This window comes from Polaromonas sp. P4_F4 (assembly GCF_056401355.1).
In genome coordinates, this window is record NZ_JBFUJO010000013.1 from 98,362 (window position 1) to 122,297 (window position 23,936).

Here is a 23,936-nt window from a genome sequence, read left to right on the forward strand (position 1 = left end):
CGCGCGGAGGTTACCCCATGAGCGCCGAGGTCGATCCGCCCCCGCTGATTGACGTACGGGGCCTGACGAAACGCTACGGCAACCGGGTGGTGGTCGACAACTTCGACATGCGCGTTCCCAAAGGCCGCATCTACGGCTTCCTCGGCCCCAACGGCAGCGGCAAGACCACCACCATCCGCATGCTGTGCGGCCTGCTCACCCCCGATGCGGGCGAAGGCACCTGCATGGGCTACAACATCCGCACCCAGGCCGCGCTGATCAAGCGCGAGGTGGGCTACATGACGCAGCGCTTCGGCCTGTATGAAGACCTGACGATCGCGGAAAACCTTGACTTCATTGCGAGCGTCTACGCCGTGCAGGACCGCCCCCGCAGGGTGCGCGAAACACTGGAGCGACTGGGCCTGTCCACGCGCAGCGACCAGCTGGCCGGCGCGCTGTCGGGCGGCTGGAAGCAGCGGCTGGCGCTGGCGGCCTGCCTGATCCACGACCCCCGGCTGCTGCTGCTGGACGAGCCCACCGCGGGGGTGGATCCGGCCGCACGCCGCGACTTCTGGGACCAGATCCACGACCTGACCGCCGCCGGGCTGACCGTGCTGGTCTCCACCCACTACATGGATGAAGCCGAGCGCTGCCATGAGCTGGCCTATATCGCCTACGGCAAGCTGCTCACGCGCGGCACCGTGGCCGAGGTGATCGCCGGCGCCGGGCTCGTGACCTGGGCCGTCTCGGGCGCCAACCTGATTGATGTGGCACATCGCCTGCGCGAAGCCAAGGACATTCGCACGGTAGCGCCCTTCGGCTCCACGCTGCATATCAGCGCCTCCAGCACGCAGGCTATCGAAGATGCGCTGGCCGCGCTGCCCTTTGAAGGGCTGGCGGCCGAGGCTATCGAGCCCAGCCTGGAAGACGTGTTCATTGCGCTCATGCAGGACGCAAAAGACAATTTTGCAGAAGAAAAGACCGGCAAAAAAACAGGAGCAGTGGCATGAGCTGGTCCCGCTTTCTCGCCATCCTGATCAAGGAATTTCGCCAGGTTCGCCGCGACCGCCTGACCTTCGGCATGATGGTGGGCGTGCCCATCATCCAGTTGCTGCTGTTCGGCTTCGCCATCAACAGCGACCCCAAACATTTGCCCGCCGCCATAGTGGTGGCCGACCAGAGCGAGTTCTCACGCAGCTTTGTGGCGGGCCTGGAGAACTCGGAATACTTCCGCATCACCCACCGGCTGGCCAGCGAGGCGCAAGGCGATGCCTTGCTGGCCACCGGCGAGGTGCAGTTCGTCCTCGTGGTGCCGCCGGACTTCTCGCGCAAGCTGCTGCGCGGCGAACGTCCGGCCATGCTGCTCGCCGCCGATGCGACCGATCCGTCCGCCACGGGCAACGCCATTGCGGCGCTCAACGGCATCGGCCAGCGCGCCATTGGCCGCGAGCTGTACGGTCCGCTGGCTTCGCTGCGCCCGGCCGAGGCGCCGTTCGAAATACGCGTGCAGCGCCGCTACAACCCGGAGGGCCTGACCAGTTACAACGTGGTGCCCGGCCTGATCGGCGTGATCCTGACCATGACCATGGTGATGATGACCTCGCTGGCGATGACGCGCGAGCGTGAGCGCGGCACGATGGAAAACCTGCTGGCAACGCCCGCACGCCCGCTGGAGGTCATGCTCGGCAAGATCGTGCCCTACATCCTGATCGGCTACGTGCAGGTGACGGTGATCCTGGTGGCCGCGCGGCTGCTTTTCGACGTGCCCATGGTCGGCAGCCTGGCGCTGCTCTCGGTTGTGCTGGTGCTGTTCATCGCGGCCAACCTGGCCGTGGGATTCACGTTTTCCACCATCGCACGCAACCAGCTGCAGGCCATGCAGCTCACGTTTTTCTTTTTCCTGCCGTCCATGCTGCTGACCGGCTTCATGTTTCCGTTTCGCGGCATGCCGGCCTGGGCACAAGCCATCGGCGAGCTCCTGCCGCTCACGCACTTCCTGCGCATCGTGCGCGGCATCATGCTCAAGGGAAACGGCATCGTGGAAGTATCGGCGCAGTTGTGGCCCATCGCGCTTTTCATGCTGGTGGCCGGGCTCGTGGCCCTCAAGCGCTACCGGCAGACCGTGGACTGAGCGCGGGCTGCGCGCAGGTTGAAGCCAGCCAGTTAATATGGCGTCATACATAACAAGGTCAACGAACAAGGTCAACAGACCCTGGGCCGAGGAGGAAATTTTATGCAACGCATCGTCATCGTCGGCGGGGGCGCGGGAGGGCTGGCCCTGGCTACCCAACTGGGCAAACGCCTGGGCAAAAAAGGGCTGGCCGAAATCACCCTGGTGGATGCGGCGCGCACCCATGTCTGGAAGCCGCTGCTGCACCAGCTGGCAGCTGGCAGCTTTGACACGCATGCCGAAGAAATCGAATACCTGGCGCAGGCCCGCTGGAACCACTTCAAGTTCCGGCTCGGCAGCCTGGTCGGGATTGACCGCCAGAACAAAACCCTGCAGCTGGCCGCCAGCCATGACGCATCGGGCCGCGAGATCACGCCAGCCCAGCAACTGGGCTACGACACGCTGGTGATTGCCGTGGGCAGCCAGACCAACGACTTCGGCACACTCGGCGCTGCCGAGCACACCATCAAGCTGGACAGCCCGAAAGCGGCCCAGCACTTCAATGACCGCCTGATCAACGCCTTCATCCGCGCGCAAACCGTGCCGCGCACGGCCGGCAGCGGGCGCCTGACGGTGGCGATTGTGGGCGGCGGCGCCACCGGCGTGGAGCTGGCGGCCGAGCTGCACGCCGCAGCGCGCGTGCTGGCCAACTACGGCTTTGACCATATTCATCCCGAAAAGGATTTGCAGATTGTGCTGGTGGAGGCTGCACCGCGCCTGTTGGCGCAGTTGCCGGAACGCCTGAGCGAATCGGCCCTGCGCGAGCTGCGCAAGCTGGCAATTGAAGTGCACACCAATGAGAAAGTGGTTGAGGTCACCGCGGACGGCCTGAAGATGGCCAGCGGCAAGGTGGTGCCGTCCAGCATCACCGTGTGGGCGGCCGGCGTGAAGGCCGCCGATTTTTTAAAGACCATCGGCGCGGGGCCCGACGGCACGGAGCCGCTGGAAACCAGCAGGCTCAACCAGCTGATGGTCAACGGCAATCTGCAGACCACGCGCGACCCGAGCATTTATGCCTTTGGCGATTGCGCCGCCTGCCAGCAGCCCGATGGCACCTGGGTGCCGCCGCGCGCACAGGCCGCCTACCAGCAGGCCATGTACCTGACCCGGGCGCTGCCGCTGCTGGGCGCGGGCAAGACAGTGGCGCCTTTTGTCTTCAAGGACCAGGGCTCGCTGGTGTCGCTGGCCGAATATTCGTCGGTGGGCAGCCTGATGGGCAGCCTCTCCCATGGCAGCTTTTTCGTCGAGGGCCAGCTGGCCAAACTGATGTACTGGGCGCTGCACAAACAGCACCAGCTGGCACTCGGGGGCCTGAAGAAAACCATGCTGATCACACTGTCTGAAATGATTGACCGGACGCACCGGCCACGCATAAAGTTGCATTGATAATCAGGACTCAATCTAACCGGAGAATGCCATGGCAAAAGGTCAACAGAACAGCAACAAGATGGTCAAGAAGCCCAAGAAGGACTCGTCACCACCCAAACCGGTGTCACCCGATGCGGTTCGCCCGACCATCGTGACCCAGGTACCGCTGCGGGGCAAGCTGAAAAAGTAGGCCAACCATGGCTGCGCCCTCCTCCGCTGCGCCTCCGGCCGTTCCACCGCAGCCGGGCAACCCGCTGCATGGCGTCACACTGGAAGCCATCGTCACCGCGCTGGCCGATCACTACGGCTGGGAAAACCTCGGGCAGCGCATCAATATCCGCTGCTTCACCAGCGAACCCAGCGTAGCATCGAGCCTGAAGTTTTTGCGCAAGACACCTTGGGCGCGCGAGAAGGTCGAAAGTCTTTACCTCTTCATGCTGCGCGAAAACCGGCGTGCCAGCCCGCCCGTGCACAACTTTCCGCCCCCGCGGACCTGACACACACTGCACCCAAACGCCAAACGCGGGAGAGCCGGCATTCCTCAGTCCGCCGCACCGCGACATGCCCCTCTTGATGCCGATCACCGACTCCCTGTCTGCACCACTGGAAATCGTCCACACCGACGATCTTTTTCTGGTGCTCCGCAAACCCAGCGGCCTGCTCGCGGTGCCGGGGCGCGGCGAAGACAAACAGGACTGCCTGAGCACGCGCGTGCAGCAGCAGCATCCCGAGGCCTTGGTGGTGCACCGGCTGGACATGGGCACCTCCGGCCTGGTGGTCATGGCGCGCAGCCGCGAAGCGCAGCGCGCCCTCAGCAAGGCCTTTGCTGAACGCGCCGTGCACAAACGCTATGTGGCGGAGGTCGACGGCCTGGTCACAGCGCCCGCTGATTCCCCCGACGGCTGGGGCCGGATCGATTTACCCATCATCGTGGACTGGGTCCGGCGGCCCTTGCGGGTGATCGACACCGAACGCGGAAAACCCAGTGTGACGCGCTGGCAGATCCGGCATCATGATCGGCAGCGCAATACCACCCGCCTGGATCTTGAGCCTGTGACGGGCCGCTCGCACCAGCTGCGCGTCCATCTGCAGGCAATGGGCCATCCCATCGTTGGCGACATGCTCTACGCACCTCCGGCCGTGGCGGCAGGTGCCAGCCGGCTGTTATTGCACGCCTGCCTGCTTGCCTTTGCCCATCCGCTGGGCGGACAATGGATGCAATTCGAAAGCCCGCCGCCGTTCTGAGCCTCCTGCGTGCCTTTTTTCCAGGTCGCCTGCTCTGGCGGCGTCAGCGGGATGGGCTCGGGCGGGTTCGCGATCTCCGGATTTCGAAATAGGAGAATTGCCATGCCTCTAAAGCCAAAGCCTCCTGACCGGCCGGCCCCACCGGGCTGGAACCGCCGCGCCGTTGCGCTGGCGCTGGTTGCCTCGCCTGTGGTCTGGACGGGCGCCCGCGCCCAGCCGGCCCGGCCGCGGCGCGCAACCCCCAGCCAGACCGAAGGCCCGTTTTACCCGCTCACCCTGCCGCAGGATGCAGACTTCGACCTGCTGCGCAACGGCGCGCTGAATTACACGCAAGGCCAGGCAAGCTGGCTCGAAGGCTCGGTCACCGACCTGAGCGGCAAGCCCCTGCGCGGCGCCCAGGTTGAAATCTGGCAATGCGACCACGCCGGCCACTACGATCACCCCGGCGACGGCGGTCATATCGACAAGGCGTTTCAGGGCTTTGGCCGGGTGACGGTCAATGCGCAGGGCGAGTACCGCTTTCGCACCATTCGGCCGGTGGCTTATGGCAGCCGCGCACCGCATATTCATGTGAAGGTCAAGCTCGGCGGCCGCGAGTTGCTGACGACGCAACTCTATGTGGCCGGTGAGCCGCTGAACCAGCGTGATTTTTTATGGCGAAACCTGCGGGACGATGATGCCCGAGCGGCGCTCACCATACCGTTCACCCCCGTTCCGGACGGGCTGCGGGCGCAGTTCCCGCTGGTGGTGGAGGTCTGAGGCATCCGGCAGCCCGCTGACACAGCCCCCGCATGAAGGGCACCGGGAACTTTCGCCGCGGCGGTCTCGATGCACTACTCGCGTACCACCAGCACCGGCAAATGGGCATGGGACAGCACTTGGGCCGTGACACTGCCCAGCACCAATTTTTCCAGCCCACGCCGGCCGTGGGAACTCATGACGATGAGATCTGCACCCACCGATTCCGCTGTTTGAAGGATGCCGCGGTAAATCGCGTGGCCCTCGACGATGGACGCTGTCACGGTGATGCCATGGTCCAGGAAGGCCTGCTTGGCGGCACTGATCGCTTCATTGGCCTCGGAGGTGGCTGCACTGAGGTATTCGGCCTGCCCATAGGAGAAATCATTTCCCACTCCGGTAAAGGCATAAGGATCGATGACGTATATGACCGTCACTGCGCTCTTGAACGCCTCGGCAATCGCAATCGCCTTCCCGGTAGCCTGACGAGCGGTAGACGAACCGTCTACGGGCACCAAGATATGCTTGAACATGACGGAATCTCCTTGAGAGCCATGGGAAGATTCTGAGGCACGAACCGTAGTCCGGTCAATGCCTGTGCCGACCGGCCTGAATAGGGATGTTGTCCTGTGTTACTTACAGATCATTACCAGCGATCATTACAACCCTCATCACTGCAGGTGATTGCGCCGGCAACCACCGTCAGACCTGATGCCGAAAAGCCGATGCCGCAGCGAAAAGTGAATGCGAAAAGCAGGGTTCCCGGACTTTCCTATTCGGCCTTGACTATTCGGCCTTGATATTGGCAGACCTGGCCAGCTGCGCATAGCGTGCGAGATCGGCCTTGATCAGCCTGGCCAGGTCAGCCCCATTGCCCGCATAGGGCTCCACGCCTGCGGCCGAGAGATTCTCGCGAATGGCAGGCTCCGCCAACACGCTCTGAACATCCGCGCGAATGCGGGCCACCACTTCCGGCGGTATTTTGGCCGGTCCCATCAGGGCATACCAGATGGAAAAATCCAGCGGCTTGAGGCCTTGCTCTTCAAAGGAAGGGATTTGGGGCATCAGCGGGTATCGCGCCGCAGTCGACACGCCGATGCCATGGAGTTTGCCGCTCTTGATGTGCGGCGCCACCAGGTTGGCACTGAGGATGGCCAGCGGCACCTGGCCGCCCACCACATCGGTGAGCCCCGGTGCGCAGCCCTTGTAGCCCACATGCGTGGCACTCACGCCGGACTTCTGCTTGACAAGCTCCATCACAAAATGCTGCGGCGTGCCTATGCCGCAGGAGCCGTAGCTCAGCGCCGCCGGGTTGGCCCTGGCGTAGTCCACCAGTTCCTTGAGCGTCTTGATGCCGGTGCCCTGGTGCGCGACCAGGGCAATCGGCGTGAGTCCTAGCAGCATGATGGGTGTGAGGTCTTTTTCCGGGTCGTAATTGAGCTTGCCGGAAACAGCCGGGTTGACCACCATGGTGCTGTTTTGCAGCAGCAGCGTGTAGCCGTCTGCCGGGGACCGCACCACCGCCTCGGTGCCGATGTTGCCCGATGCGCCGGCCCGGTTGTCCACCGCGATGCCTTGCCCCCACACGGTCTGCAGCCGTGCGCTGATCTGGCGCGCCAGCACGTCGGAGCCGCCGCCGGTGCCGTAGGGAACAATGATCCTGACAGCACGGGCAGGGTAAGTGTCTGCCCATGCCTGGGGGGCAAAAAAGTGCGTGGCGGCGGCCAGGCCCAGCAAACCCACGAAAGTGCGAAGCGACATGCGTGTCTTCATGTTGGGACTCATGTTGTTGATCTGATGTTGTCGAGCTGCTGTAACCGGCTTCAGGCGAACGGCGCGATGGACCGGGACCACAAATCCCAGGCCCTGACCACCTGCCCTTCCGTGCTGGCTGCTGCCAATGCCGCTTCCTCCTCGTTCAGGAAGTTGATCGGGCCGAGCGCTGCGGCCTGGAGTTGCAACTTGGCATTGACCTCGGCATAAATGGCCCGGTACACCGCCAACTCCAGGGAGGGCGCCACCGTGGTGGAGCCGTGGCCACGCATCAGCACGCAGTTGTGCCGGCCCAGCGACTCGGCCAGTGCCTTGCCGAGGCCGCTGTCGCGAATCAGCAGGTCGGTGTTGCCGCCAGCATCGCGAATCTCGAACAGCGACGAGCCACTGCCCAGAAAACCGCTCATGTGAAAAATGGGCCGCAGACGCTGGCCCGTGGCGCCAAACGGGATCACGCTTTGCGAGTGGCTGTGGACCACCGCCACCACATCGGGGCGCGCCTTGTAGATTTCGCTGTGGATGAAGCGCTCCAGATAGGAACGCTTGTCCGACGTCACGGCCAGGTCGCCGTTGAGGTCATAGGTCAGGATGTCTTCGGGACGCACCAAACCGGGCGCCCGGTTGCAGGACAGCAGGAAATGGGAGGGCGATGCGTCGTGGCGCACACTGACGTGCCCAAAACCGTCGACGACGCCCTGGTCGTACAGGATGCGGTTGGCAATAGCGAGTTTTTCAACCAGCGCAGGATCGGGCTTGGGAAGGGTCATGCGGAGTCCTTATTCAACCTGGCCACCATCGGCCATTTTTAATAAGTATACATATTACTTTACCGCTTGACCAGCCGAAACCGTGGTTACCGGCAGAGGGTAAACCCACCCCCGGGGCTGCGGGAGCTTGCGCGCGCGACGCGCCACTCAGGGCTCGATCTTCACGCCTTTCCAGAACGCCACGCGGCCTTTGATTTCTTCCGCCTCGGGCTTGGGGTCGGGGTAATACCAGGCCGCGTCGGTATTCATTTCGCCATTGACCAGCAGCGAGTAGTAGCTGGCCTGGCCTTTCCAGGCGCACATGGTGTGGTGATTGCTGAACGTCACGTAGTCGCGGTTGAGCGAGGTTTCGGGGAAATAGTGGTTGCCCTCGACCACCACGGTGTCATCGCTCTGCGCAATCACTACGCCGTTCCAGATTGCTTTCATTGATTTTTCCTCAAATTTGCTGAAGTGCAGTCAATCTTCGCACAATGCCGGCCCAAAACCGCAGCTGACCGGGGCTGCAGGCGCAAACGCCGAGCCCATGAAAAAAGGTGCCGGTGACTGGGCACCGGCACCTTCATGAAGGCTGCGTGAACGTCGCGACTCAGTCGTCGTGATTGCCCTTGCCATGGCCTTTGCCATGATGCTTGTCCTTCTTTTCCTTATGGTCCTTGTAGTCCTTGTGTTCCCCGTATTCCCTGTTGTACTTGACGCGCTCGTAGTCGTCGTCGCCATCAACCCTGACGAAGTACACAGGCCGGCCGCAGGCGTTGTACCTGGCGCAATGCTTGGACCATTTTTTGGCATGCCCGGGCGGCACGTGCAAATACAGCGGCTGCTGCACCATCACCGGCGAGCGCTGAATGATGACGGGCTGGGTGTAGATCAACGGAGGCGGCGGCGCATTGCCGATGTCAATGCGGCCGTACACGCCCGGCGCCAGCGCGCCTTCGACGGTGGCGCTCACGTACGGCGTAGCGGCCTGGACGGCCCCACCTGCCAGCACCGACAGGGCGAGAAGCCCGCCCAGCAGCAGGGGTCTGATTGTTGTGTTCACAGTGTTGTTCTTTCTGGGTTAATCAGCCGGCGGCCGATGCGGTCGATGCCAGCCGAAGCGTGTTGCCTTCGACGACCACCCGCGAACCGATAGCGATCGCGCTCCCATGTTCAAGGGTGCGTACGGACCCGTTGTGCATGCGCACGCGCGTCTGGTAGACGGTGACCTTTTTCATGTTTTTCTCGATGGTGTTGCCGGCGTACGCGCCGCCTGCGACGCCGAGCACCGTCATGGCGGTCTTGCCATTGCCGCCGCCGACCTGGTTGCCCAGCAGGCCACCGACGACACCGCCGGCGACGGTGCCCAGGCCCACCGTGGTGCCGCCAACGGCAACGCCGTTGACCTGGCCCTGGCGTTCTACCGCGACGACCGACTCCACCGTGCCGCAATTGGCGCAACTTTCGGCCTTGGGCGCTTTGGCCACCACGACGGGTGCGTGCCTGGCGCCGGTTGTCGCTATGTGATCGGTTTTGGCTGGCTGCTGCTGGGTCTGGGCAATGGCTTCGGTACCGCCGGGCTGCGCCTCGGTACGGCTCACCACCAGCGCGGCCGCCAGTGCCAGCACGGTCACGCCCATAACCGCCATGGTCGGAATGAGCGCCTTGCTATGACGCAATTTATCGCCAAAAGCTGGCTCGTTGGCTGGCTGACCGACTGCTTGTTTGTTGTTCTCCACAAAGGGACTCCTGTTGATGAGTCCCATTTGTAACAAACGCGGCCAATCCGCCATGTAGGAGAAGGTGACAATCGTAAGTAAAGTTTGCAATCGTTCCGGACAAGCTGCGCTTTTACGCGGCTTATCCGCCCTTGCAACCGGCCCTCAAACGAACGCTACGCCGCGTCTACACACCACCGTGGGGATGGGTAGGGTCCACCCACAACACGGTGACGGGCTTCTCGACCGGTTCAATGTCCAGATTCACGGCCACCGCCTCACCGTCGCTGCGGCACAACACACATTCCAGTGTTTCGGTCGGGCTGGCATTGATTTCCTGGTGCGGCACATAGGGCGGTACATAAATAAAGTCACCCGGCCCGGCTTCGGCCGTGAACTCCAGATGCTCGCCCCAGCGCATGCGGGCCTTGCCCCTGATCACATAGATCACGCTTTCCAGATGGCCGTGATGGTGGGCGCCGGTCTTGGCATTCGCATGAATCGTCACGGTGCCGGCCCACAACTTCTGGGCGCCCACGCGAGCAAAGTTGATCGCCGCGCGGCGGTCCATGCCCGGCGTTTGCGCGGTATTGCCGTCGAGCTGGTTGCCCGGAATCACCCGAACGCCATCGTGCTTCCAGGCCGGCTCCGGTGCTTCGTGCGTATGCGCAGGGTCGTGGGGGCCGTGTGTGTGATCAATGCTCATGTCAGCCGCCAGTGATGTGCAGATTGTCAGCGTACACCATCCTCAGGCGCTCCGTCCAGCACCACCACATGACCCTGCTGCGGATCCAGACGGCCGCCATGCAGGTCATCAATCAAGGCCTGCGCGGCTTCAAATCCACGGTGTTCCACCACCTGCATCCAGGGCTGCTGCGCATCGCTGATGCGCCGGATGAAGGCCAGCTGCGCTTCGTTGAAGCGCTGGTTCACCACGGCATGTCCCCAGTCGGCATTGCGTTTGCGGATTTGTACCGGTGCAAAATAAAACTGCGGTGCGGGCCCTGGCAGGTTGAGCGGGCGCAGGAACTGCGTGTTCTGCGCCGAACCGGCATAGCAGTCGTACACCAGCGATTCGCCAAAGTGCTCGTGCACCGCCCGGCGCAGGTCTTCGTCACCCGAGAAATCGACATACAGAGTGGGCCTGCTGCGGTCAAGCCGCGGCAGCGCCTCATAGCTGGCGACCTCGCCATAGCAGCCCAGGCCTTCGACAAAGCGCTGGTTGCGCGCCGAGGTCAGCGCCACGCGCTGGATCGCTGGATACGCCTCCAGGCAAAAGGCTGTGCCATAGGCTGTTTTGCTGGACGCGCTGGAAAAGACCAGCTGCGCTGCCCCGAAGAAAGCGTTGTCCTGCAGAAAATCGGCCAGCATGAACGAAGTGATGAACAGCGGCCGCACCAGCATCTGRCAGTTTTCGTCGGCCTCGCGCCAGGCGGCATCGGCGCTGCAGCGCATGTACTGGTTGTAGGCCGACGTCAGGGTTTGGCGGTGTGCGGCGCCATCATAAAACCCCCGCTCCGTCACCCGCTGCGGCTGCACGCGCAGATGGCTGGCGATGGGAAAGTAGCCATAAAAGCGCTCGCCCACTTCCACGCCGGGCACGCTGGAGCTGACCACGTCGGCAAAGCCCCAGACCGGCATATGGCCCCACCCGGCCTCGCCGGTCGGGAAAAATTCCCAGTACTGCATGGCCTCGCCGAACGCGGCGTAGGTGATGTTGTTGGTGGTGAGGGCGACGCGCCGGATTTTCAGCAGCGCCTCGCCGGCAGCCGCGTGGAGGGTGTCTCCTGCGGGCTGTTCAACCGCAATGCGGGTGTGATTCAATGCATCTTTGCGCGTGAGCAGTCGTGTCAGCGTGGCCGGATTGTTCATGGAGGTTTTTCCTTTGGATCATCTGGAATTTGATCAAGCGATCAGTACATGACAACCAATGTATAGCCGGCCACCTTCTTCCGGGTTCGGAAAACCCGCTGCAGCCAAACCCCGCAAACGCCCCACGCAGGCCCGCGCGGTGTTCACCGTGCAGGCGATTTACGACGCTTTTGTTCGGATTTGGCGCCAGCACGGATGGGCCGGCGTGACCACCCGTGCGGTGGCGCTGGAAACCGGCGTGTCGGTCGGCACGCTGTATGACTATTTCCCCAACAAGACGGCGTTGCTCTCAGGCTATGTGCGCCATTGCATGGAGCAGCTGCTGCAGGCCATTGAGCAGCAGGCGGTGGCGCCGCCTCACCTCCCGTGGCAGGCACGGCTGCAGACGCTGGTCCGCCTGGTCTGTGGTGTGAACGCGCCGGAACTGCCCTGGTTTGACGCGGACATGCTGGCCCTGGAAGCCGGCATTGCCGAAGTGAAGCATCACCGGCGCGTGCACGAAGAACTGCTCGCGGCGTGGACCCGGGTGTTTGATGCCTGCGACGACCTGCCCGCGCGGCCCTCGCGCGAAGCGATCCAGGCCATGCACCTGGCGGTCTGGGGTGCAAGGCGCTACGGGCTGCTGATTGGCCTGAGCGACGCGGAAACCGCCCCATGGGCCCTGCAGATGGAGCGCCTGTGCCTGGCGATGGTGGAAGCCGGCCAACCCTGAGGCGCCCGCCTTCCGGTGTCTGATGTTCCGGCTACTACTTGTAGCGCTCGCGTGCCAGTGCGGCGCCCTGCGCCAGTGCCTGCAGTTTTTTCAGCGCCACCTCACGGTCCATCGGCGCCAGGCCGCAATTGGTGCAAGGCAGCAGGCGGTTTTTCGGCACATACTGCAGCGCCTTGCCAATGGTGTCGGCCACCTGCTCCGGCGTTTCAATCTCGTCACTGGCCACGTCGATCACGCCGACCATCACATCCTTGCCTTCGAGCAATGCCATCAGGTGCGGCGGCACATGCGAGTGATAGCACTCCAGGCTCACCTGCTGGATGCTGCTTTTGGCCAGCGCCGGAAACACGGTCTCATACTGGCGCCATTCTTCGCCCAATGAGGCCTTCCAGTCCGTATTGGCCTTGATGCCGTAGCCGTAGCAGATGTGCACGGCCGTCGTGCAGGTCAGGCCCTGCGCGGCACGCTCCAGCGCCTTCACGCCCCAGTCTGCGGCTTCCTTCATGTAGACATTGAAGGCCGGCTCATCAAACTGGATGATGTCCACGCCGTCGGCCTGCAGGGCCAGCGCTTCCTGGTTCAGCAGCTCGGCAAATGCCATGGCCATCTTGACCTTGTCGCCGTAAAACTGGTCGGCTACCGTGTCGACGATCGTCATCGGGCCAGGCAAGGTGAACTTGATTTTTTTGGCGGTGTGGGCGCGCAGCAGGCGTGCCTCGGTGGCATGCACACGGCCTTTGAGTTTCAGTTCAGCCACCACCTGCGGCACCATGGCGTCATAGCGGTTATCGCGTATGCCCATCCTGACCTTGTGATCAAAATCGATGCCGGCGACCTGCTCCAGAAAGCCGTGCACAAAATGCTGGCGCGACTGCTCGCCGTCGCCGATCACATCCAGGCCCGCGTCCTCCTGCGCCTTGATCCAGAGCAGCGTGGCGTCGGCCTTGGCCTGCTTGAGCTCATCGCCTTCGGCCTTCCACTGCGGCCAGAGTTTGTTGGTTTCCGACAGCCAGGCGGGTTTGGGCAGGCTGCCGGCAATGGTGGCGCTAAACAGGGGAGATGTCATTCAGGGGCCTTGGTTGTCTCGGTTTTTCTCGGTTGATATTTTTTTCGGTCCGTTATTTTTCGGCTTGAATTCCGGCCTCACACCAACTCGCGCGCCAGCAACTCATAGGAACGCCGGCGCGCCGCCGGGTCGTGGGTCCAGGTGATCACCGCCAGTTCTTCAACCTCCAGTGTATCGGCCAGGCTGCGCAGCCTGGCGGCCACCTGTGGCCCGCTGCCCACCAGCGCAGTCTGCCTGAGTTGGGCAAGCTCCGGCTGCTCGGCTTCGCTGTAGGGCCGCAGCGCCACCTCGGCCGGAGAAAGCAGCGGCCCCAGCGCGCCTTTGTTCCTGTCGATTTTCCAGCGCTCGCGGCCCGAGAAATGATGCCAGGCCTCGGCCTCGGTATCGGCCGCCAGGGCCCAGACGCACAGCACGGCCTGCGGCTGGGGATGGCGCGGGCTGGGCCGGTACAGCCGGCGATATAAATCCAGCGCCTGCTGCGCACCCCGTCCGTCGGTGATGAAGTGCGCAAAGGCGTAGGGCAGGCCGTAGTGCGCCGCCAGCTGCGCGCCATAGTCGGAGCTGCCCAGCATCCACAACTCGGGCGTGGTGGGCCCCATGGGGTTGGCGGTGACGCCGTGCCCGGGATGACCTTCCGGCAAATCGACACCCGACACCCAGGCCTGCAACTCGCGCACCTGCGCCGGAAAATTTTCCGCCGACTGGTGCGGGTCAGCCCTCAAAAGCCGCGCGGTGCGCATGTCCGAACCCGGCGCGCGCCCCACGCCCAGGTCAATGCGCCCGGGCGCCAGCGCCTCCAGCACACGAAACTGCTCGGCCACCTTGAGCGCCGCATAGTGCGGCAGCATGACGCCGGCGCTGCCCACGCGTATGCGCTGGGTGGTGGCGGCAATCGCCGCCATCAACACCTCGGGGGCCGAGCCGACGATGCTGGGGTGGCTATGGTGTTCGCTCACCCAGAAACGGCGGTAGCCCAAGGATTCGCAATAACGGGCCAGCGCAAGGGTTTCGCGGATGGAGGCATCTTCAGTACGGCCGCTGACGGCAACCGACTGGTCGAGAACAGACAAACTTGGCATCGGCAAACTATAGCCAGCATCGATAAACCTTGCCGGCGAAGGTCCGCCCTGACAGTCCTGTCGGAACAACCCCGCAAAAGGCTGTTCCAATAGAGGGTTTAAATGCAGGCCCCATGTCTACCGGGGCCGTACCTGGAACCCCTTCTCATGGCACTCAAAGCCACCATCTACAAAGCGCAGCTGCAAATCGCCGACATGGACCGTGCGGTGTACGCCGACCACGGCGTCATCATTGCCCGCCATCCGTCCGAGACGGATGAACGCATGATGATCCGCCTGCTGGCTTTTGCGCTGAATGTGCCCGCCGACGACAAGCGGGGCAAGCTGGAATTTGCCAAGGACCTGTGGGACGTGGACGAGCCGGCGCTCTGGCACAAGGACTACACCGATGCCGTGCAGCACTGGATCGACGTGGGTCAGCCCGACGACAAGCGCCTGATGCGCGCTGCCGGCCGGGCCGAACGCGTGAGCGCCTACAGTTTTTCCAGCAGCACACCCGTGTGGTGGAAAAATATCGAGACCAAGCTCACACGCGCAGCCAACCTGGTGGTGTGGCAGATCGAGGCGGCGCAAAGCCAGGCGCTGGCCAGGCTGGCCGAACGCAGCATGCAGCTGCAGGTCACCATCCAGGATGGCACGGTCTGGATGAGCACCGGCGCGGAGTCGGTGGAGATCACGCCGCGCAGGCTGACCAACGGCGGTTGATCCCTTTCCCCTGCCCCCTGCTCATCAGGATTTCCGGCGGCCGATTCAGGCTTTTCCGGTCTCGGCTTCCTGCAGCGTGCGCCACATGACCTTGCCCGAGCCGCTTTTCGGCAATGCATCGACGAACTGGACGATGCGCGGGTATTTGTACGCCGCCATGTTCTGCTTGCACCAGTTGATGATGTCGTCCTCGCTGGTCTTGCCCCTGGCCTCGGCGCGCAGCACCACCACCGCCTTGACGGTTTCGCCGCGGTAGGCATCGCTGCTCGAAATGATGCAGGCCTCCTGGATGGCCGGGTGGCGGAACATCAGCGCCTCCACCTCGGCCGGCCAGACCTTGAAACCCGACGCATTGATCATGCGCTTGAGCCGGTCGGTGAGGAAGAAGTAACCCTGCTCGTCCATTCGCCCCAGGTCGCCGGAGCGAAAAAAACGTTTGCCGTCCAGTTCGATGAACGCGGCGGCCGTGGCGTCCGGGCGCTTCCAGTAGCCCTGGAAGTTCTGCGGCCCGCACATGATGATTTCGCCCTGCTCGCCCTGCGGGACTTCCTGCAGCGTCTCGGGGTCGATCACGCGCGCATCGGTGCTGACAAACGGCACGCCCAGGCATTGCTGCCGGGTCGCATCATAGGGGTTGCTGTGCGACGGCCCGCCGGTTTCGGTCAGGCCATAGCCTTCGGCATAGCGCAAGCCGTACTGCTCCCACAAACGCTGGGCCACGGCCTGCGGCATGGCCGCGCCGCCACCGCCAATGTACACAAGGCTGCTCAAATCAAAACTGGCGAAGTTGGGACTGCCCAGCAGGTCAATCACCATGGTCGGGATGTTGGTCCAGTGCGTCACGTGCCAGTGCGAGATCAATCGCCCGGCCAGCTCGCGGTCCCAGCGCGGCATGATGACCAGCGTGCCGCCGCCATAAATCGTCGCATGCAGCACCGATACCATGCCGGTGATGTGGAACATGGGCACCACCGACAGCGTCACGTTTTCAAAGGTGCTGTTGCCCCACAAAATACTGGCCACCGCGTTGTGCATGATGCTGGCATGCGTGTGCATGCAGCCCTTGGGCAGGCCTGTCGTGCCGCTGGTGTAGGGCAGCACCGCCAAATCCTGCGGGGTGGCCGTGTGCGCCGGCAATTCACCAGCGCCATCGGCCAGGGCATCGGCCCAGTGCATCACCGAGCCGCCCTCGAGCGCGGGCAACGCATGCCGGCTGCCCAGCCAGTCGCGCCAGGCTTCAGGCAGGGCGCCGCCGTTTTCGCCAGCACTGGCATCAAAGGCATCGCTGTAGTGCGTCACGATCAGGTGCGCCAGCCGTTCACCGGGCGCCAGTTCGGCGTTGGCCCGGGCCAGTTCGGGGGCCAGGTCAGCCGCCGTGATTGCGACCCTGGCGTCGGGGTCCGTGATGTAGTGCTTGAGTTCCTCGGCCCGGTTCATCGGGTTGACGGGCACCACCACGGCATTGGCCCGCAGGATGGCAAAGTGCGCAATCACCCACTGCGGGCAATTTTGCATATTGAGCACCACGCGGTCGCCCTTGCGCACGCCCAGCCGGTGCAAGGTGGCGGCCAGCCGCTCGGCTTGCCGCAGCACTTCGGCATAACTGAGCACCCGGTCAAAAAACACCAGCGCCGGCTTGTCGGGAAAACGCAGCGCGCTGACGGCGAGGTTGTGCCACAGCGATGTGGCCGGAGGCGTGATGCTGCGCGGCAAGCGCCTGGGCCAGACCTGGTAGTGCAGGTCGTGGCGCGGGGCCGCATCGGGCAGGGAGGCGTCGGCAGGCGGGTGTGAAGACAAGGATGGGCTCCGGATAAGGCTCGGTTCACCACAGCCTACCCGCACTTCGCGCCGCCTGCATCGGGGAAGCTCCCGATAAAACAGTGTCACCTGCGTGACCCGGCGTCTCTATGATGAAAGCGCCCTGAGCGCTGCGCACAGAACGTGAAAGCCTTGTTTTTTTCATCCATCCATTCATCCATCCATCCATCGCTGGCCCCTGTGCATCGATCCACACGAAAAACAGAGAAACAAAGACACACTATGCGCCACATTACCCTGCCCGCCGCTTTCTCGACCCTGCCCCGCATCCTCGTGGCGGCGCTGCTGCTCGCCAGCGCCACGGCGTTCGCCGCATTTCCCGACAAGCCGATCCGCGTGGTGATCGGTTTCCCGGCGGGCGGCCCGCTTGACCAGCATGCGCGACTGCTGACCGAGCGGCTGCAGGCGGTGCTGGGCCAGCCCATCGTGATTGACTACAAGTCGGGCGCCGGCGGTACGGTGGGCGCCCAGGATGTCATGAAGGCAGCGCCGGACGGCTACACGCTGATGCTCGCCAACACCGGCGTGATGGTCATCAACCCGGCCCTGTACACCCGCCTGCCCTACAGCACGCTGAAAGACTTCACGCCGATCGCGCGCACCGCCATGCAGCCGCTGGCGCTGCTGGTGAACCCCAAACTGCCGGTTAACACGCTGAAGGAGTTTGTGGACTACACGCGCGCGCGGCCCGGCCAGGTCAACTACGGCTCTGCCGGCAACGGCGGCATCAGCCACCTGGTGCCCGAAATGTTCAAGAACGCCACCGGGCTCTTCATGGTTCACATTCCCTACCGCGGCAGCGCGCCGGCCTTCACCGACCTGATGGCCGGGCAGGTGCAGTTCATGGGCGAGTCAATCCCCCAGGCGGCCAATTACCACAGGCAAGGCAAGGTGCGGGCGCTGGCCGTCACCAGCCGTGAGCGCAACCCCGCCCTGCCCGATGTGCCCACCGTTATCGAATCGGGTTTCAAGGGTTTTGAGGTGGTGGGCTTTTACGGCTTCCTGGCGCCTGCCGGCCTGCCCAAAGACATCACGGCCAAATTGAGCGATGCGTTCAAACAGGTGATGAGCAGCCCCGACATCCGCAACCGCATGGTGACCCAGGGCGCCGACCCGGCGTTCATGGGCAGTGAAGAGTTTGGCCAGTTTCTGGCGGCTGAAATGCCGCGCTGGGCCCAGGCGGTCAAGGCCTCGGGCGCGAAGCTCGACTGACCCGCGGAGGAGGAGGAGGAGGAGGAGGCACGCGATCACCGCGCGGGCGATGCCTTGGCGCGACGCTTCACTCCACCCGGCCAGCAAATCGGGCAAGGACCCGGGCCACGGTACTTGTGCCCGCGGCTGCAGGTTTTCCAGCCACCGCGATTGGGACGATTGGGATGTTCCATGGGCGCCTCCTGTCGCCTGATCACTCAAGCGCCAAAAAATGCTAGCGCGGCCGCTCCCGGCCTGCAATGCCTGCGTTTGGTGCGGGGCCGGCCCCAAAAGCTGCAATTTGATGCATCAGCACACCACTGAGGTGCACATATCTTGTATACCAGCCAGCCAAATCAGTCCAGATCCTGGCACGGGATATGCACTGCTTCCTGCATGACCACGGCTTCCCACATCAGCAATCGCATCATTGAAGCCGTGATGGCGCAAAAGCTGGCGCCCGGCGCGCGTCTGGGTGAGCAGCAGCTGGCCATGCTGTTTGACTGCAGCCGCACCATCGTGCGGGAAGCCCTGACCCACCTGGCCGCGCGCGGCATCGTCACGGTCAGTGCGCGGCGGGGCTGGTATCTCATTGAGCCCTCCAGGGAGGAAGCGCGTGAAGCCTTCGAGGCGCGGCGCGTGATCGAGATGGGGCTGATTCGCTGCACCCGCGACGTCAGCAAGTCCGCCCTCAAGCAGCTCAAGAGCCACCTGACCCGCGAAAAAGCGGCGGTCAAGGGGGAAGACGTCGGCCTGCGCAGTTTTCTGCTGGGCGACTTCCATGTGTGCCTGGCCGAATGCCTGGGCAACAACCTGCTGGCTGACACCCTGCGCGACTTCACCGCACGCACCACCCTGATCGCCATGCTGTACCAGTCCTCGCACGATGCGGCCCAGTCCTGCGAGGAGCATGTGCGCATTGTGCAGGCCCTTGAAAAAGGCGACCTCGTGCTGGCCGAACAACTCATGCACGCGCATATCGGCAGCGTGCAGGCGGGCCTGCAGCTACAGGCTGCGGGCGGCGATCCGCTGGCGCACCTGCGCAGCGCGCTGAGCCCGCTTTCGCCCGCAAAAGCCAAATCGGCACAAGAGTTGCCCACCAGTGTTCGCAAACCCGGCCGGCGCCCGGCCAAACCCTCTGAAGAATCCTCAACCTATCTAGGAGCCCTGCTATGAAGTTATCCCAACTCTCCAAACGCCTGTTTTCCCTGAGCATGATGTCGGCCGCCTTGCTGGTAACCGCGGGCGTGCAGGCACAAACGGCGCTGGACGACGTGATGAAGGCCAAAAAAATCACCATCGCCATTCCGACCGACTTTCCGCCGTATGGTTTTGTCGGCACCGACCTCAAGCCGCAAGGCCTGGACATCGACATGGCCAACTACATCGCCGCCAAGCTCGGCGTCGAGATTGAGCTGACACCTGTCAGCAGTGCCAACCGCGTGCCCTACCTGCAAACCCGCAAGGCTGACCTGGTGATCTCCACCTTGGGCAAAAACGCCGAGCGCGAAAAAGTCATCGACTTCACGGCCGCTTACTCGCCTTTCTTTCAGGCTGTCTTTGCGCCCAAGTCCATGAGCATCAAGAGCTTTGCCGATCTGGCGGGCAAAAGCATTGGCGTGACGCGCGGCGCGATTGAAGACCAGGAACTGACCAAACTCGCCCCGGCGGGCGCAGACATCAAACGCTTTGAAGACAACAACGCCACCGTGTCATCGTTCGTCGCAGGCCAGGTGCAACTGATTGCCACGGGTGCCTCAGTCGCCGGCAACATGATGGCCAAAAACCCGCAACTCGCTGCCGAGTACAAACTGCTGCTCAAGGACTCGCCCAACTTCATTGGCGTGGGCAAGGGCGAAGACAAGCTGCGCCTGAAGGTCAATGAAATCATCGCAACGGGCAAAAAGGCAGGCGACATTGACAAGATGGCCGTGAAATGGCTGGGTCGCCCTGCCGGTGATTTGCCACAGTAAATATTGCACACCCCCGTTGGGGCTCGCTTTGCGTAGCCCCCTCCCCCTTGCAGGGGGCGCCGCTGGTGGCCCGGCAAAGCCGGTTCCACGGCGGCCTTGGTAGAGATGCAGAAGAGACTGTCGTTATTTTTTAAAAGGAGTGAAGCCAGATGCGGGTTGAGTTGGACTTCATCGCGGTCTTGAGCCAGTGGCCCTTGCTCGCCAAGGGTGTGCTCTGGACGGTGGGCCTGACGGTCATCTCTGCGATGATGGGCGTGGTAGCGGGCGTGGCGTTTGCCTGGGTCCGATCGCACGGCGCACCCTGGCTGAAATGGATCGTAGGTACCTATGTGGAACTCATCCGCAACACGCCCTTCATCGTGCAGCTCTTCTTTGTATTCTTTGGCCTGCCCGCGGCGGGCGTCAAGCTCTCGCCCGAGGTTGCTTCCATCATCGCCATGGTGATCAACCTGAGCGCCTACGCGACAGAGATCATTCGTGCCGGGATTGACGCCACGCCCAAAGGGCAAATTGAGGCCGCGATGAGCCTGGCGCTGAACCGCATGCAGACCTTTGTGCGCGTGGTCTTGCCGCCCGCACTCCGAAAAGTATGGCCTTCACTCGTCAGCCAGATCATCATCGTGATGCTGGGCTCGGCGGTGTGCGGGCAGATTTCGACCGAAGAGCTGAGCTACGCCGCCAACCTGATTCAAAGCCGCAACTTTCGCGCCTTTGAGGCTTACATCCTGGCCACGCTGGTTTACCTGACGCTGGCTGTCGGGGTAAGACAACTGCTCAACTGGCTGGGTCCGCGTTTCCTTTTTGGCAGATAAATAAATATGCCCCCACACTTACTCACTACATGTAGTTCGCTGCCCCCCGAGGGGTCGCAGGCCTGCTTGGGGCAGCCCGGCGCGAGGCCTGACCATGGTTGAATTTTCCGTCTGGGACATTTTTCGCAACCTTTTGCTGGCCGCCCGCTGGACGGTGGTGCTGTCACTGATCGCCTTTGTCGGCGGCGGCATTGTTGGCCTGCTCTTGCTGGTGGCCCGGCTTTCCAAACTACGCGGCATGAACACGCTGGTCGGTGGCTATGTGCAGCTGTTTCAGGGCACGCCGCTGTTGATGCAGCTTTTTCTGGCTTACTTCGGCCTTGCGCTGTTTGGCATCAAAACCTCTGCCTGGGTTGCCGCGTCGGTCGCGCTCACGCTGTACACCAGCGCTTTTCTGACCGAAATCTGGCGCGGCTGTGTGGCGGCTATCCCCAAGGGGCAATGGGAGGCGGGCCAAAGCCTGGCGCTGAGTTTTCGCGAGCTGCTGCTGCATGTGGTCCTGCCGCAGGCCATCAAAATCGCCATTCCACCCACGGTCGGTTTTCTGGTGCAAGTGGTGAAGGGAACCGCTCTCGCCTCGGTGATTGGTTTTATCGAACTGACCAAGGCGGGCACCATGATTACCAACGCCACCTTCAAGCCCTTTGTGGTGTACAGCTGTGTGGCCCTTTTGTACTTTGCGCTGTGCTTCCCCATCAGCCTGTACGCCAAGACACTGGAGAGAAAAATCAATGCAAACCGCCAATAACACCGTTGAAGAAACAACCATTGAAGAAGCTGCCATCAATGTGGCGCCCGCTTCTGGCCGTGCCATTGTGCAAATCACGGCCCTGCGCAAATCGTATGGCACGAATGAAGTGCTCAAGGGTATTGACCTGCGAGTTTCGCAGGGCGAAGTAATCGCCATCATCGGCAAAAGCGGCTCGGGCAAGAGCACGCTGCTGCGCTGTATTAATGGTCTTGAAGTGTTTCAGCAAGGCGCGCTCACAGTAGATGGCAAGCCTTTGCTGCATGAAAGCGCCATGGCCATGCGCGAGTTGCGCCAACGCGTGGGAATGATCTTCCAGAGCTTCAATTTGTTTCCTCACCTCACCGTGGGCAAAAACATCATGCTGGCCCCGTCGCTGGTGAAAAAGAAAGACGGTGCCGCAGCCACCGAGCAGGCACGCAAACTGCTCCACCGCGTGGGCCTCGCAGAAAAATTTGATGCCATGCCCGATCAGCTCTCCGGTGGCCAACAGCAACGCGTGGCCATCGCACGGGCGCTGGCCATGGAACCCGGCGTGCTGCTGTGCGACGAAATCACCTCGGCGCTGGACCCGGAATTGGTCGGCGAAGTGCTGCGCGTGGTCGAAAGCCTGGCCGACGAAGACATGACGCTGCTGATGGTGACGCACGAAATGAACTTTGCCCGCAAGGTCTCAGACCGCGTGATCTTTATGCACCAGGGCCGCGTGCATGAGATGGGCCCGCCTGCGGAGGTGTTTGGCAACCCGCAGACGCCTGAACTCAAACAGTTTTTGTCGTCACTGCACGATTAGGCAAGGAGGCGGCAAGGAGGCAGGACTGCCACCCTGCAGCCCCTTAGCGCAGGTTGCCCGTGTGGCCCAAAGAAAAGCGGCCCGGCTGTGGCCACACGGTCAGGCCGTGCGGCTCGCGCCCCACCTTGATTTTTTCCACCGCGCCTGTGTCGGTATTGAAGCGGTAGGCCACGTTGTCGTAGCGCCCGCCCAGCCAGAGGTATTTGCCGTCGCCGCTGACGTTGCCCATGTCGGGGCTACCGCCGCCTGGAATGGTCCAGTTTTTGGTCACGGCGCGGCTGGCAAAGTCAATCACCGACACGCTGCCTTTGCCGCCCGGTGTGCCGCGAATCTTGTTGCTGCCGCGGTTGGCCACGTACAGGCTCTTGCCGTCGCGGCTGGGGTAAAGGCCGTGGGCACCCACCCCGGTAGGAATAAAGCCGATCTGCCTGAAGGTTTCGCCATCCACCACATGAACGCCATCGACCATCATGTCGGCCACAAAAAAGGTCTTGCCGTCTGGCGAGATGCGCACGTCTTGCGGCATGCCCGGCGTGGTGCAAATGTCGGACCCTGGCTTGCCGGGGTCGGCAATGTAGCGTGGTTTTTTGCCTGGCGCGGCAATGGCGGCCAGCGCATCCGGGCGGTCAAAGTAAGGGGAGAGCTTGATCGTACCCATCACGCTTCGGTTCACCAGGTCGATTTTTGTCATCGAACCGTTGAACTCACAGGTAAACAAGGCATATTTTCCGTCGATGGAAAAATCGGCATGGTTGATGCCTGCGCACTGGGGCGTGGGAATGGAAAACTTCATGACCATTGTGCGCGCATCGCGAAAGTCCAGCCGCTTGTAGGCCTCGGCCACCACAATGGCGTATTGCCCATCGGGCGACCAATACAGGTTGTAGGGGTCGTCCACGAGCACTGATTTGCCGGGCTTGCCTGTTTTAGGGTCAATCGGCGTCAGGCTGCCATCGGTGCGGCCCTCGGCATTGTTGGCCACCCACAGGGTGCGCAAGTCCCAGGCGGGCACCACGTGTTGCGGGTGGACGCCGACCTTGAAGGTGTCGATGACTTTCAGCGTGTTGGGATCAATGACCGACACCGTGTTGTCACTCCGGTTGGGCACATAGACCCGCTCCAGCGCGCCGCTCACCGCAGGACTCCAGCGGCCAGGCGCAATTTCGCTATAAAGATTGGTTTTGTCCAGGGCCGCGGGCATGCCGCTCACCATGTCGATAGGCCCACCGGGTTTGGCCGCTGGGCTAGCGGCTGCCGTGGCCGATGCCCCAGCCGTTGGTGCTACCGCCTTGGTGGCGGTTTGGGCAAGCGCCCACGACCCGGCCACCGCTAAACCTGCAGCAAGCAGCGCTGCCGCCACGCCATAATTTTTACGCATTTGCTTCAGCATGTTACTTTTCACTTTCAAAACGGGTCACTGGCCCAAGGCT

General features: G+C 62.8%; 27 protein-coding genes. 15 read left to right on the forward strand and 12 right to left on the reverse strand.

The genetic code is table 11. The features are described 5' to 3' along the window. The first annotated feature begins 17 nt into the window (after nucleotides 1-17). The 7 genes from AC1DUR_RS15005 (at nucleotide 18) to AC1DUR_RS15035 (ending at nucleotide 5,521) form a co-directional block, all read left to right on the forward strand. Nucleotides 18-989 (forward strand): ABC transporter ATP-binding protein, encoded by a 972-nt coding sequence (locus tag AC1DUR_RS15005; RefSeq protein WP_477719642.1) that lies wholly within the window; start codon nucleotides 18-20, stop codon nucleotides 987-989. After that, a complete protein-coding gene (locus AC1DUR_RS15010) occupies nucleotides 986-2,110 on the forward strand; it encodes an ABC transporter permease (protein WP_477719643.1) in 1,125 nt (374 codons plus the stop codon). Before AC1DUR_RS15005 ends, AC1DUR_RS15010 begins: the two co-directional genes overlap by 4 nt. A 102-nt stretch (nucleotides 2,111-2,212) precedes the next feature. Next, a complete protein-coding gene (locus AC1DUR_RS15015) occupies nucleotides 2,213-3,535 on the forward strand; it encodes an NAD(P)/FAD-dependent oxidoreductase (RefSeq protein ID WP_477719644.1) in 1,323 nt (440 codons plus the stop codon). Between the two features lie 31 nt (nucleotides 3,536-3,566). Beyond that, nucleotides 3,567-3,707, forward strand: coding sequence for a hypothetical protein (locus AC1DUR_RS15020; protein ID WP_198140941.1), 141 nt, complete (start codon nucleotides 3,567-3,569; stop codon nucleotides 3,705-3,707). 7 nt (nucleotides 3,708-3,714) lie between these two features. Continuing rightward, a complete protein-coding gene (locus tag AC1DUR_RS15025) occupies nucleotides 3,715-4,014 on the forward strand; it encodes a VF530 family protein (protein WP_477719645.1) in 300 nt (99 codons plus the stop codon). Nucleotides 4,015-4,078: 64 nt separating this feature from the next. Then, nucleotides 4,079-4,762, forward strand: a complete 684-nt coding sequence (locus tag AC1DUR_RS15030) for an RluA family pseudouridine synthase (protein WP_477719646.1) — start codon at nucleotides 4,079-4,081, stop codon at nucleotides 4,760-4,762. A 102-nt stretch (nucleotides 4,763-4,864) separates the two neighbouring features. Next, nucleotides 4,865-5,521 carry a dioxygenase family protein gene (locus AC1DUR_RS15035; protein ID WP_477719647.1) on the forward strand — a complete coding sequence of 219 codons (657 nt, stop codon included), beginning with the start codon at nucleotides 4,865-4,867 and terminating at the stop codon, nucleotides 5,519-5,521. A 74-nt stretch (nucleotides 5,522-5,595) separates the two neighbouring features. Here AC1DUR_RS15035 and AC1DUR_RS15040 read toward each other — a convergent pair whose 3' ends face one another. From AC1DUR_RS15040 to AC1DUR_RS15075, 8 genes are all read right to left on the reverse strand, one after another. After that, nucleotides 5,596-6,033: a universal stress protein gene (locus AC1DUR_RS15040; protein WP_477719648.1), complete on the reverse strand. Its 438-nt coding sequence runs from the start codon at nucleotides 6,031-6,033 to the stop codon at nucleotides 5,596-5,598. 253 nt (nucleotides 6,034-6,286) lie between these two features. Continuing rightward, a complete protein-coding gene (locus AC1DUR_RS15045) occupies nucleotides 6,287-7,273 on the reverse strand; it encodes a Bug family tripartite tricarboxylate transporter substrate binding protein (protein WP_477721723.1) in 987 nt (328 codons plus the stop codon). Between the two features lie 50 nt (nucleotides 7,274-7,323). Further along, on the reverse strand, nucleotides 7,324-8,040 hold the full coding sequence (locus AC1DUR_RS15050) for a class II aldolase/adducin family protein (protein WP_477719650.1): 717 nt from the start codon (nucleotides 8,038-8,040) through the stop codon (nucleotides 7,324-7,326). Nucleotides 8,041-8,187: 147 nt separating this feature from the next. After that, on the reverse strand, nucleotides 8,188-8,469 hold the full coding sequence (locus AC1DUR_RS15055; RefSeq protein WP_477719651.1) for a DUF427 domain-containing protein: 282 nt from the start codon (nucleotides 8,467-8,469) through the stop codon (nucleotides 8,188-8,190). Nucleotides 8,470-8,629: 160 nt separating this feature from the next. Then, nucleotides 8,630-9,082, reverse strand: a complete 453-nt coding sequence (locus AC1DUR_RS15060) for a hypothetical protein (protein ID WP_477719652.1) — start codon at nucleotides 9,080-9,082, stop codon at nucleotides 8,630-8,632. A 22-nt stretch (nucleotides 9,083-9,104) separates the two neighbouring features. Beyond that, entirely contained in the window at nucleotides 9,105-9,758 is a 654-nt protein-coding gene (locus tag AC1DUR_RS15065; RefSeq protein WP_477719653.1) for a glycine zipper 2TM domain-containing protein, read from the reverse strand. A 166-nt stretch (nucleotides 9,759-9,924) separates the two neighbouring features. After that, the gene (locus AC1DUR_RS15070) at nucleotides 9,925-10,443 is read right to left on the reverse strand and encodes a cupin domain-containing protein (RefSeq protein WP_477719654.1); all 519 of its coding nucleotides are present in this window, start codon (nucleotides 10,441-10,443) and stop codon (nucleotides 9,925-9,927) included. A 26-nt stretch (nucleotides 10,444-10,469) separates the two neighbouring features. Then, nucleotides 10,470-11,609, reverse strand: a complete 1,140-nt coding sequence (locus tag AC1DUR_RS15075) for a DUF2855 family protein (RefSeq protein ID WP_477719655.1) — start codon at nucleotides 11,607-11,609, stop codon at nucleotides 10,470-10,472. Nucleotides 11,610-11,667: 58 nt separating this feature from the next. Between AC1DUR_RS15075 and AC1DUR_RS15080 the strand changes: the two genes are divergently transcribed. Continuing rightward, nucleotides 11,668-12,321, forward strand: coding sequence for a TetR/AcrR family transcriptional regulator (locus AC1DUR_RS15080; protein WP_477719656.1), 654 nt, complete (start codon nucleotides 11,668-11,670; stop codon nucleotides 12,319-12,321). A 34-nt stretch (nucleotides 12,322-12,355) separates the two neighbouring features. Here the strand turns inward: AC1DUR_RS15080 and AC1DUR_RS15085 are convergent, their stop codons facing one another. Further along, nucleotides 12,356-13,375 (reverse strand): methionine synthase, encoded by a 1,020-nt coding sequence (locus AC1DUR_RS15085; RefSeq protein WP_477719687.1) that lies wholly within the window; start codon nucleotides 13,373-13,375, stop codon nucleotides 12,356-12,358. Nucleotides 13,376-13,464: 89 nt separating this feature from the next. Beyond that, nucleotides 13,465-14,466, reverse strand: a complete 1,002-nt coding sequence (locus tag AC1DUR_RS15090; protein ID WP_477719657.1) for an LLM class flavin-dependent oxidoreductase — start codon at nucleotides 14,464-14,466, stop codon at nucleotides 13,465-13,467. A 147-nt stretch (nucleotides 14,467-14,613) separates the two neighbouring features. On the opposite strand from AC1DUR_RS15090, the gene AC1DUR_RS15095 reads away from it, so the two are divergent. Then, a complete protein-coding gene (locus AC1DUR_RS15095) occupies nucleotides 14,614-15,171 on the forward strand; it encodes a YaeQ family protein (protein WP_477719658.1) in 558 nt (185 codons plus the stop codon). A 45-nt stretch (nucleotides 15,172-15,216) separates the two neighbouring features. Here AC1DUR_RS15095 and AC1DUR_RS15100 read toward each other — a convergent pair whose 3' ends face one another. Further along, nucleotides 15,217-16,911, reverse strand: a complete 1,695-nt coding sequence (locus AC1DUR_RS15100; protein ID WP_477719688.1) for a long-chain fatty acid--CoA ligase — start codon at nucleotides 16,909-16,911, stop codon at nucleotides 15,217-15,219. Nucleotides 16,912-17,211: 300 nt separating this feature from the next. Here AC1DUR_RS15100 and AC1DUR_RS15105 point away from each other — a divergent pair, with 300 nt between their 5' ends. The 6 genes from AC1DUR_RS15105 to AC1DUR_RS15130 all read left to right on the forward strand — a co-directional run bounded on the left by AC1DUR_RS15105 (nucleotide 17,212) and on the right by AC1DUR_RS15130 (nucleotide 22,506). Then, nucleotides 17,212-18,201 (forward strand): Bug family tripartite tricarboxylate transporter substrate binding protein, encoded by a 990-nt coding sequence (locus AC1DUR_RS15105; RefSeq protein WP_477719659.1) that lies wholly within the window; start codon nucleotides 17,212-17,214, stop codon nucleotides 18,199-18,201. A gap of 375 nt (nucleotides 18,202-18,576) precedes the next feature. Beyond that, nucleotides 18,577-19,356 (forward strand): GntR family transcriptional regulator, encoded by a 780-nt coding sequence (locus AC1DUR_RS15110; RefSeq protein WP_477719660.1) that lies wholly within the window; start codon nucleotides 18,577-18,579, stop codon nucleotides 19,354-19,356. After that, on the forward strand, nucleotides 19,353-20,153 hold the full coding sequence (locus AC1DUR_RS15115) for a transporter substrate-binding domain-containing protein (RefSeq protein ID WP_477719661.1): 801 nt from the start codon (nucleotides 19,353-19,355) through the stop codon (nucleotides 20,151-20,153). The genes AC1DUR_RS15110 and AC1DUR_RS15115 overlap by 4 nt, the downstream gene beginning before the upstream one ends. Before the next feature lie 149 nt (nucleotides 20,154-20,302). Further along, on the forward strand, nucleotides 20,303-20,965 hold the full coding sequence (locus tag AC1DUR_RS15120) for an amino acid ABC transporter permease (protein WP_477719662.1): 663 nt from the start codon (nucleotides 20,303-20,305) through the stop codon (nucleotides 20,963-20,965). Nucleotides 20,966-21,059: 94 nt separating this feature from the next. Then, a complete protein-coding gene (locus AC1DUR_RS15125) occupies nucleotides 21,060-21,713 on the forward strand; it encodes an amino acid ABC transporter permease (protein ID WP_477719663.1) in 654 nt (217 codons plus the stop codon). Beyond that, nucleotides 21,697-22,506: an amino acid ABC transporter ATP-binding protein gene (locus tag AC1DUR_RS15130; protein WP_477719664.1), complete on the forward strand. Its 810-nt coding sequence runs from the start codon at nucleotides 21,697-21,699 to the stop codon at nucleotides 22,504-22,506. The genes AC1DUR_RS15125 and AC1DUR_RS15130 overlap by 17 nt, the downstream gene beginning before the upstream one ends. Before the next feature lie 43 nt (nucleotides 22,507-22,549). On the opposite strand, the gene AC1DUR_RS15135 is transcribed toward AC1DUR_RS15130, so the two are convergent. Next, complete coding sequence (locus AC1DUR_RS15135; RefSeq protein ID WP_477719665.1) at nucleotides 22,550-23,896, reverse strand: YVTN family beta-propeller repeat protein; 1,347 nt, start codon at nucleotides 23,894-23,896, stop codon at nucleotides 22,550-22,552. Nucleotides 23,897-23,936: the final 40 nt, after the last annotated feature.

Excerpts from the sequence above, each read along its gene's own strand:
- AC1DUR_RS15115 (WP_477719661.1), top strand. The coding sequence starts at position 19,353 with ATGAAGTTATCCCAACTCTCCAAACGCCTGTTTTCCCTGAGCATGATG.
- AC1DUR_RS15080 (WP_477719656.1), top strand. The coding sequence starts at position 11,668 with ATGTATAGCCGGCCACCTTCTTCCGGGTTCGGAAAACCCGCTGCAGCC.
- AC1DUR_RS15020 (WP_198140941.1), top strand. The coding sequence starts at position 3,567 with ATGGCAAAAGGTCAACAGAACAGCAACAAGATGGTCAAGAAGCCCAAG.
- AC1DUR_RS15010 (WP_477719643.1), top strand. The coding sequence starts at position 986 with ATGAGCTGGTCCCGCTTTCTCGCCATCCTGATCAAGGAATTTCGCCAG.
- AC1DUR_RS15025 (WP_477719645.1), top strand. The coding sequence starts at position 3,715 with ATGGCTGCGCCCTCCTCCGCTGCGCCTCCGGCCGTTCCACCGCAGCCG.
- AC1DUR_RS15130 (WP_477719664.1), top strand. The coding sequence starts at position 21,697 with ATGCAAACCGCCAATAACACCGTTGAAGAAACAACCATTGAAGAAGCT.
- AC1DUR_RS15055 (WP_477719651.1), bottom strand. The coding sequence starts at position 8,469 with ATGAAAGCAATCTGGAACGGCGTAGTGATTGCGCAGAGCGATGACACC.
- AC1DUR_RS15050 (WP_477719650.1), bottom strand. The coding sequence starts at position 8,040 with ATGACCCTTCCCAAGCCCGATCCTGCGCTGGTTGAAAAACTCGCTATT.
- AC1DUR_RS15135 (WP_477719665.1), bottom strand. The coding sequence starts at position 23,896 with ATGCTGAAGCAAATGCGTAAAAATTATGGCGTGGCGGCAGCGCTGCTT.
- AC1DUR_RS15005 (WP_477719642.1), top strand. The coding sequence starts at position 18 with ATGAGCGCCGAGGTCGATCCGCCCCCGCTGATTGACGTACGGGGCCTG.
- AC1DUR_RS15095 (WP_477719658.1), top strand. The coding sequence starts at position 14,614 with ATGGCACTCAAAGCCACCATCTACAAAGCGCAGCTGCAAATCGCCGAC.
- AC1DUR_RS15110 (WP_477719660.1), top strand. The coding sequence starts at position 18,577 with ATGACCACGGCTTCCCACATCAGCAATCGCATCATTGAAGCCGTGATG.
- AC1DUR_RS15090 (WP_477719657.1), bottom strand. The coding sequence starts at position 14,466 with ATGCCAAGTTTGTCTGTTCTCGACCAGTCGGTTGCCGTCAGCGGCCGT.
- AC1DUR_RS15125 (WP_477719663.1), top strand. The coding sequence starts at position 21,060 with ATGGTTGAATTTTCCGTCTGGGACATTTTTCGCAACCTTTTGCTGGCC.
- AC1DUR_RS15045 (WP_477721723.1), bottom strand. The coding sequence starts at position 7,273 with ATGAAGACACGCATGTCGCTTCGCACTTTCGTGGGTTTGCTGGGCCTG.
- AC1DUR_RS15015 (WP_477719644.1), top strand. The coding sequence starts at position 2,213 with ATGCAACGCATCGTCATCGTCGGCGGGGGCGCGGGAGGGCTGGCCCTG.
- AC1DUR_RS15120 (WP_477719662.1), top strand. The coding sequence starts at position 20,303 with ATGCGGGTTGAGTTGGACTTCATCGCGGTCTTGAGCCAGTGGCCCTTG.
- AC1DUR_RS15035 (WP_477719647.1), top strand. The coding sequence starts at position 4,865 with ATGCCTCTAAAGCCAAAGCCTCCTGACCGGCCGGCCCCACCGGGCTGG.
- AC1DUR_RS15105 (WP_477719659.1), top strand. The coding sequence starts at position 17,212 with ATGCGCCACATTACCCTGCCCGCCGCTTTCTCGACCCTGCCCCGCATC.
- AC1DUR_RS15040 (WP_477719648.1), bottom strand. The coding sequence starts at position 6,033 with ATGTTCAAGCATATCTTGGTGCCCGTAGACGGTTCGTCTACCGCTCGT.
- AC1DUR_RS15070 (WP_477719654.1), bottom strand. The coding sequence starts at position 10,443 with ATGAGCATTGATCACACACACGGCCCCCACGACCCTGCGCATACGCAC.
- AC1DUR_RS15030 (WP_477719646.1), top strand. The coding sequence starts at position 4,079 with ATGCCCCTCTTGATGCCGATCACCGACTCCCTGTCTGCACCACTGGAA.